The 4,493-nt window shown below is 55.8% G+C and carries 6 protein-coding genes and 3 pseudogenes; 6 read left to right on the top strand and 3 right to left on the bottom strand.

The features are described 5' to 3' along the window. Positions 1-244 (bottom strand): annotated as a pseudogene (locus MXM41_RS22915) (hypothetical protein); the annotation flags it as partial. 250 nt (positions 245-494) lie between these two features. Between MXM41_RS22915 and MXM41_RS22610 the strand changes: the two are divergent. Together MXM41_RS22610 and MXM41_RS22605 are read left to right on the top strand one after the other, a co-directional pair. Beyond that, positions 495-986: an MbeB family mobilization protein gene (locus MXM41_RS22610; protein ID WP_325934481.1), complete on the top strand. Its 492-nt coding sequence runs from the start codon at positions 495-497 to the stop codon at positions 984-986. Positions 987-992: 6 nt separating this feature from the next. Further along, positions 993-1,208 (top strand): MbeD family mobilization/exclusion protein, encoded by a 216-nt coding sequence (locus tag MXM41_RS22605; protein ID WP_325934480.1) that lies wholly within the window; start codon positions 993-995, stop codon positions 1,206-1,208. Positions 1,209-1,705: 497 nt separating this feature from the next. Here MXM41_RS22605 and MXM41_RS22600 read toward each other — a convergent pair whose 3' ends face one another. After that, positions 1,706-2,146: an entry exclusion protein 1 gene (locus MXM41_RS22600; protein WP_310809534.1), complete on the bottom strand. Its 441-nt coding sequence runs from the start codon at positions 2,144-2,146 to the stop codon at positions 1,706-1,708. A 259-nt stretch (positions 2,147-2,405) separates the two neighbouring features. On the opposite strand from MXM41_RS22600, the gene MXM41_RS22595 reads away from it, so the two are divergent. After that, positions 2,406-2,663, top strand: coding sequence for a bacteriocin immunity protein (locus MXM41_RS22595; RefSeq protein ID WP_310809535.1), 258 nt, complete (start codon positions 2,406-2,408; stop codon positions 2,661-2,663). Between the two features lie 69 nt (positions 2,664-2,732). After that, positions 2,733-2,879, top strand: coding sequence for a colicin release lysis protein (locus MXM41_RS22590; RefSeq protein ID WP_325934478.1), 147 nt, complete (start codon positions 2,733-2,735; stop codon positions 2,877-2,879). A 177-nt stretch (positions 2,880-3,056) separates the two neighbouring features. Here the strand turns inward: MXM41_RS22590 and MXM41_RS22910 are convergent. Beyond that, positions 3,057-3,487, bottom strand: a pseudogene (locus tag MXM41_RS22910) (hypothetical protein). Between the two features lie 372 nt (positions 3,488-3,859). Here MXM41_RS22910 and MXM41_RS22585 point away from each other — a divergent pair. Together MXM41_RS22585 and MXM41_RS22580 are read left to right on the top strand one after the other, a co-directional pair. Further along, entirely contained in the window at positions 3,860-4,183 is a 324-nt protein-coding gene (locus tag MXM41_RS22585; protein ID WP_230431606.1) for a MobC family plasmid mobilization relaxosome protein, read from the top strand. Continuing rightward, positions 4,173-4,493, top strand: a pseudogene (locus MXM41_RS22580) (nuclease); the annotation flags it as partial. The gene MXM41_RS22585 and the pseudogene MXM41_RS22580, both read left to right, overlap by 11 nt.

The following is a 4,493-nucleotide window of genomic DNA, read 5'->3' as shown; positions in this document are numbered from 1 at the left end:
GCCGCCCGGGCAGCGTGAAAAACTGATGGCCAGCTTCGAGCGGGTTCTGATGCCCGGACTCGATAAGGACCAGTACAGCGTTCTGTGGGTGGAGCACACCGACAAGGGGCGTCTGGAGCTGAACTTCCTGATCCCCAACACCGAGCTGCTGACCGGTAAGCGCCTGCAGCCGTACTTTGACCGTGCCGACCGGCCGCGCATCGATGCCTGGCAGACGGTGGTCAACGGCCGGCTGGGGCTGCATGACCCGAACGCGCCGGAGAACCGGCGGACGCTGGTCACGGCGGCCGCCCTGCCAGAAGCGAAGCAGGAAGCCGCACAGGCCATCACGCAGGGATTACTGGCCTTAGCCTCATCCGGGGAGCTGAAAACGCGCCAGGACGTCACTGAGGCGCTGGAAAGTGCAGGTTTTGAGGTGGTGCGCACCACAAAAAGCAGTATCAGCATTGCCGACCCGGACGGGGGGCGAAACATCCGACTGAAGGGAGCCATCTATGAGCAGTCTTTTAACGCTGGCGAAGGACTTGGAGCAGAAATCGAAAGCGCAGCAGCTGCATACCGGCGAGATGCTGAAAGCCGCATTCAGCGAGCACGAGCAGTCTGTCAGAGCGGAACTGAGCGCAAGCGCGAAGAGAATCAGCGACGCCATCCGCGCCCACGAGCAGGGTATGAGCTCGGCTATGGAGAAGAACCGGCGGAGCGTGCTTCGCACGGCCGGCCGGACATGGCTCACCATCCTGATGATCTCGGCGCTGCTGATCGCAACGAGCGGGGGCGTGCTGTGGTGGCAGGGCCAGCAGATAACCGACAATTACACGGCCCTTCGCCAGCAGGAGGATACGCTGAAGAAACTCACCGTCCGGACGTGGGGGGTGCGCTATCAGGAGAGCAGCGACGGCCGGAAATTCCTTATCCTGCCGCCGGGGATGCAATCCGAAACTATCCCCTACGACGGGACGACCTGGATCCGCCTGAAACAGGAGTAGCGGAAAATGACAGAGCTGGAAAAGCAGTTGCTGAGCGCATTAGAGCAGCTACAGCAGGACTACTCGCAAAGGCTGGACGAATGGGAGAGCGCCTTCGCGGAATGGCGGAGGATGTCTGGGCTTATGCAACGGGAGAACGCGATACTGAGCGAGCGCGTGACGGACTTGAGCGAGCAGGTGCAGAGTTTGAGCGAACAGCTGCGCCGCTTGTACGGGAGTTGAACGCCGCCGAGCGCCGGCAGCACGAGCGTGAGTATCAGAAAACGCTCGTGCTGCAGCGCCAGCCGCAGAAAACGTACAAAGGTCCGATGCTTTAACCTCTTCCCGCAGCGGACACCCCGCACGAAGAAGGGCTCTGATTTCTCCCGCTAAATAGGTTCGTGACAAAAAAGGTCACGGCTTATTCAGGAGCGGGAAATGAAATTGCTTAACGTTATTGAAGCTGTACTTAACTGTCTGTATCTGACGGCAGAGCTGTGGGAGTGGCTGGAGAAGCATTTGCCGGTTTTTGGGGCTTTTATGCCGTTTTCAGGATGAATCCTGCCGTCATTCACCTGGCTGCATGGCTATGCAGTCGGGTAAAAATTATCTCCCGGCTTAACGGAGGATGTAGCGTTGCTTAAGCCGGGTTTTCGGGCGTCAGGTGGCGTCTGCGCCGCCAGTGCCTGTCGAGCGGTGCGGGCAACGGATGTTATGGTAAATCAGCGTCACCGGCACGGTCACTCTGAACCGGAGCGAAACAACCGCGACCAGAAGCTCCGCTTTTTTTCCTGCGCCAGCGCGTCCGTCAGCCGGCTGATTTCCGCCTGCAGCTGATCACGCTCCTCTTCCCGCGCCCGCTTTTCTGCTTCCCGTGCGATTTTATCCTCGAGCATCAGGGTGACGGTTTCCTGCAGTGTATCCAGCTTCTGCTGAATGGTCTCTAACTGCGTATTTCCCGCCTGAATATTGCCATTTTTTGACTGTCCCTCTTTGTGCCTTTTTGCTGTCTCAAGATCCTTGAGTTCACCGTAGACCCGGATCAGTTCGCTTGTCTCGAATTCACGCCTTTCATCTTTGCCTGTCCTGTAGCTGACGAGGCCTTTCGCCATGTCACGGTAGAGTTGCGAGCGCGAACGGCCAGTAAGTTTTAACGTGTCCTGTACAGTGTGCCATGCCATAAGTTGCGTCCGTCCCATACGTGTCCCGTACCCCTATTGTAAGACATCTTCGCCATTACCAAAAACGGGTGACAATGCCTGACTGTAATACGTTAAAAACAAATAAAAATACCCTGTTAACGAAAGGGATTAATGAGGAGTAGCATCAAAATACCGTATATAAAAACATTGTTTTATATGCAGTATTTGTGGTGTGGCAGAGAACCTACAACAGCGGGCCGGGATAAGCGTCATATTGAAATTCATAAGGGGAACTGAGATGGGCACTAAAAAAATAACAGATTATACAGAACAGGAATTCGTTGATTTTGTGAACAAAATAAAGCGTGCTGATTTTCCTACTGAATCTGCGCACGATGAAGCAATTTATGAATTCGGTCAACTTACCGAGCATCCAGATGGATGGGATCTGATTTATCACCCAGAACCAGGCGCTGATAATTCAGCTATTGGCGTTTTAAAAACAGTTAAAGAATGGCGAGCAGCAAATGGCAAGCCGGGATTTAAATCTAAGTAATTAACATCAGGGGCCTTAACTGGAGGCCCCTATAATCCAAGAATAACTATAAAAATAAGAGGATTGAATATGAAAAAACTACTTTTTACTGGCGTTGTGGTTGTTTCGATGGTGCTGGCTGCATGCCAGATAAACAACGTTCGTGATACCGGAGGTGGTGCGGTTTCTCCATCATCGACGGTTACGCTTGATAGTGTTATGAACGGTAATCCATGAAGGATCTTCTTGAGATCCTTTGCGATGAGTCGTAATCTCTTGCCCTGTAAACGAAAAAACCGCCTGGGGAGGCGGTTTAATCGAAGGTTAGGTCAGTTGGGGAACTGCTTAACCAGGTAACAGTCTTGTGCGAGACGTCACCAAATCTGTCCTTCCAGTGTAGCCTCAGTTAGGCCACTACTTCAAGAACTCTCGATACATCTCTCGCACATCCTGCTTACCAATGGCTACCGCCACTGGCGATTTTTCGTGTCTGTTCCGGGTTGGACTCAAGATGATAGTTACCGGGACAACGTGGTAGTCGGGCTGAACGGGGGGTTCTTGCACACAGCCCAGCTTGGAGCGAACTGTCTAAACGGAACGGGACGTGGTGATTTAGGTAAAGCTTCCACCACAACACGGATGCCGCAGGGCGGGAACAGGAAAGCGCAAGAGGGAGCCACCAGGGGGAAACGCCTGGTATCTTTATAGTCCTGTCGGGTTTCGCCACCACTGATTTGAGCGTCAGATTCTGTGATGCTTGTCAGGGGGGCGGAGCCTATGGAAAACCGGCAACGCCGGGTCCTTTTTTGGTCCCGCTTTCTTACACACGTTCTCTTGCCATTTATCCCCCGAATCTGTGGATAACGCCGCTACTGCTTTTGAGCACGCAGGCTCCGCTCGCCGCAGCCGAACGCCCGAGCGAAGCGAGTCAGTGAGCGAGGAAGCGGCACTTCTCCTGCAGGACATTTTCTGCCTACGCCCGCATCCTACATTTTTCACCTGCTTTATGTGGCAGCTATGCCTCGTATTTCCTCGATGTTACATTTTAAGCAAGTATACACTCCGCTAGCGCTACGTGACTGGTTCAGGGCTGCGCCCCGAAACCCGCTAAAAGCACTGACGCGCCTGCGGCTTGTCCAACCCCGCGCCGCCCGGGAAGCTTTTCCCGTCCGTCCCGGCGTTATCAGGAGGCCGGTTTGTCAGAGAAACGGAACAAGATGCTCACCATGTGGGTGACGGAGGACGAACACCGCCGGCTGCTCGAACGCTGCGACGGGAAGCAGCTGGCTTCCTGGATGCGTCAGACGTGCCTCGGTGAGAAGCCGGCCCGCGCCGGCAAACTTCCCTCGATCTCGCCGGCGCTGCTGCGCCAGCTTGCCGGCATGGGCAATAACCTGAACCAGATAGCCCGCCGGGTTAACGCCGGCGGCGGTACCGGCCAGGACCGGGTGCAGATTGTGGCCGCGCTGATGGCGATCGATGCCGGCCTCGAGCAGCTGCGTCACGCGGTTCTGGAGAAAGGATCGGACGATGATCGTTAAATTCCACCCGCGCGGCCGCGGCGGTGGCGCCGGGCCGGTGGATTACCTGCTCGGGAAAGACCGCCAGCGTGAGGGGGCCACTGTCCTGCAGGGACGGCCGGAAGAGATCCGGGAGCTTATCGATGCCTCGCCGTACGCGAAGAAATACACCTCCGGGGTGCTGTCGTTCGCGGAGGCCGCCCTGCCGCCCGGGCAGCGTGAAAAACTGATGGCCAGCTTCGAGCGGGTTCTGATGCCCGGACTCGATAAGGACCAGTACAGCGTTCTGTGGGTGGAGCACACCGACAAGGGGCGTCTGGAGCTGAACTTC

Origin of the sequence: Leclercia adecarboxylata (assembly GCF_035787115.1) — a bacterium.
GTDB classification, from domain to species: domain Bacteria; phylum Pseudomonadota; class Gammaproteobacteria; order Enterobacterales; family Enterobacteriaceae; genus Enterobacter; species Enterobacter adecarboxylatus_E.
This window is presented reverse-complemented; position numbering and strand designations above follow the sequence as displayed.

Coding starts and splice junctions, on each gene's coding strand:
- MXM41_RS22585 (WP_230431606.1), top strand. CDS start 3,860: ATGCTCACCATGTGGGTGACGGAGGACGAACACCGCCGGCTGCTCGAA.
- MXM41_RS22600 (WP_310809534.1), bottom strand. CDS start 2,146: ATGGCATGGCACACTGTACAGGACACGTTAAAACTTACTGGCCGTTCG.
- MXM41_RS22610 (WP_325934481.1), top strand. CDS start 495: ATGAGCAGTCTTTTAACGCTGGCGAAGGACTTGGAGCAGAAATCGAAA.
- MXM41_RS22590 (WP_325934478.1), top strand. CDS start 2,733: ATGAAAAAACTACTTTTTACTGGCGTTGTGGTTGTTTCGATGGTGCTG.
- MXM41_RS22605 (WP_325934480.1), top strand. CDS start 993: ATGACAGAGCTGGAAAAGCAGTTGCTGAGCGCATTAGAGCAGCTACAG.
- MXM41_RS22595 (WP_310809535.1), top strand. CDS start 2,406: ATGGGCACTAAAAAAATAACAGATTATACAGAACAGGAATTCGTTGAT.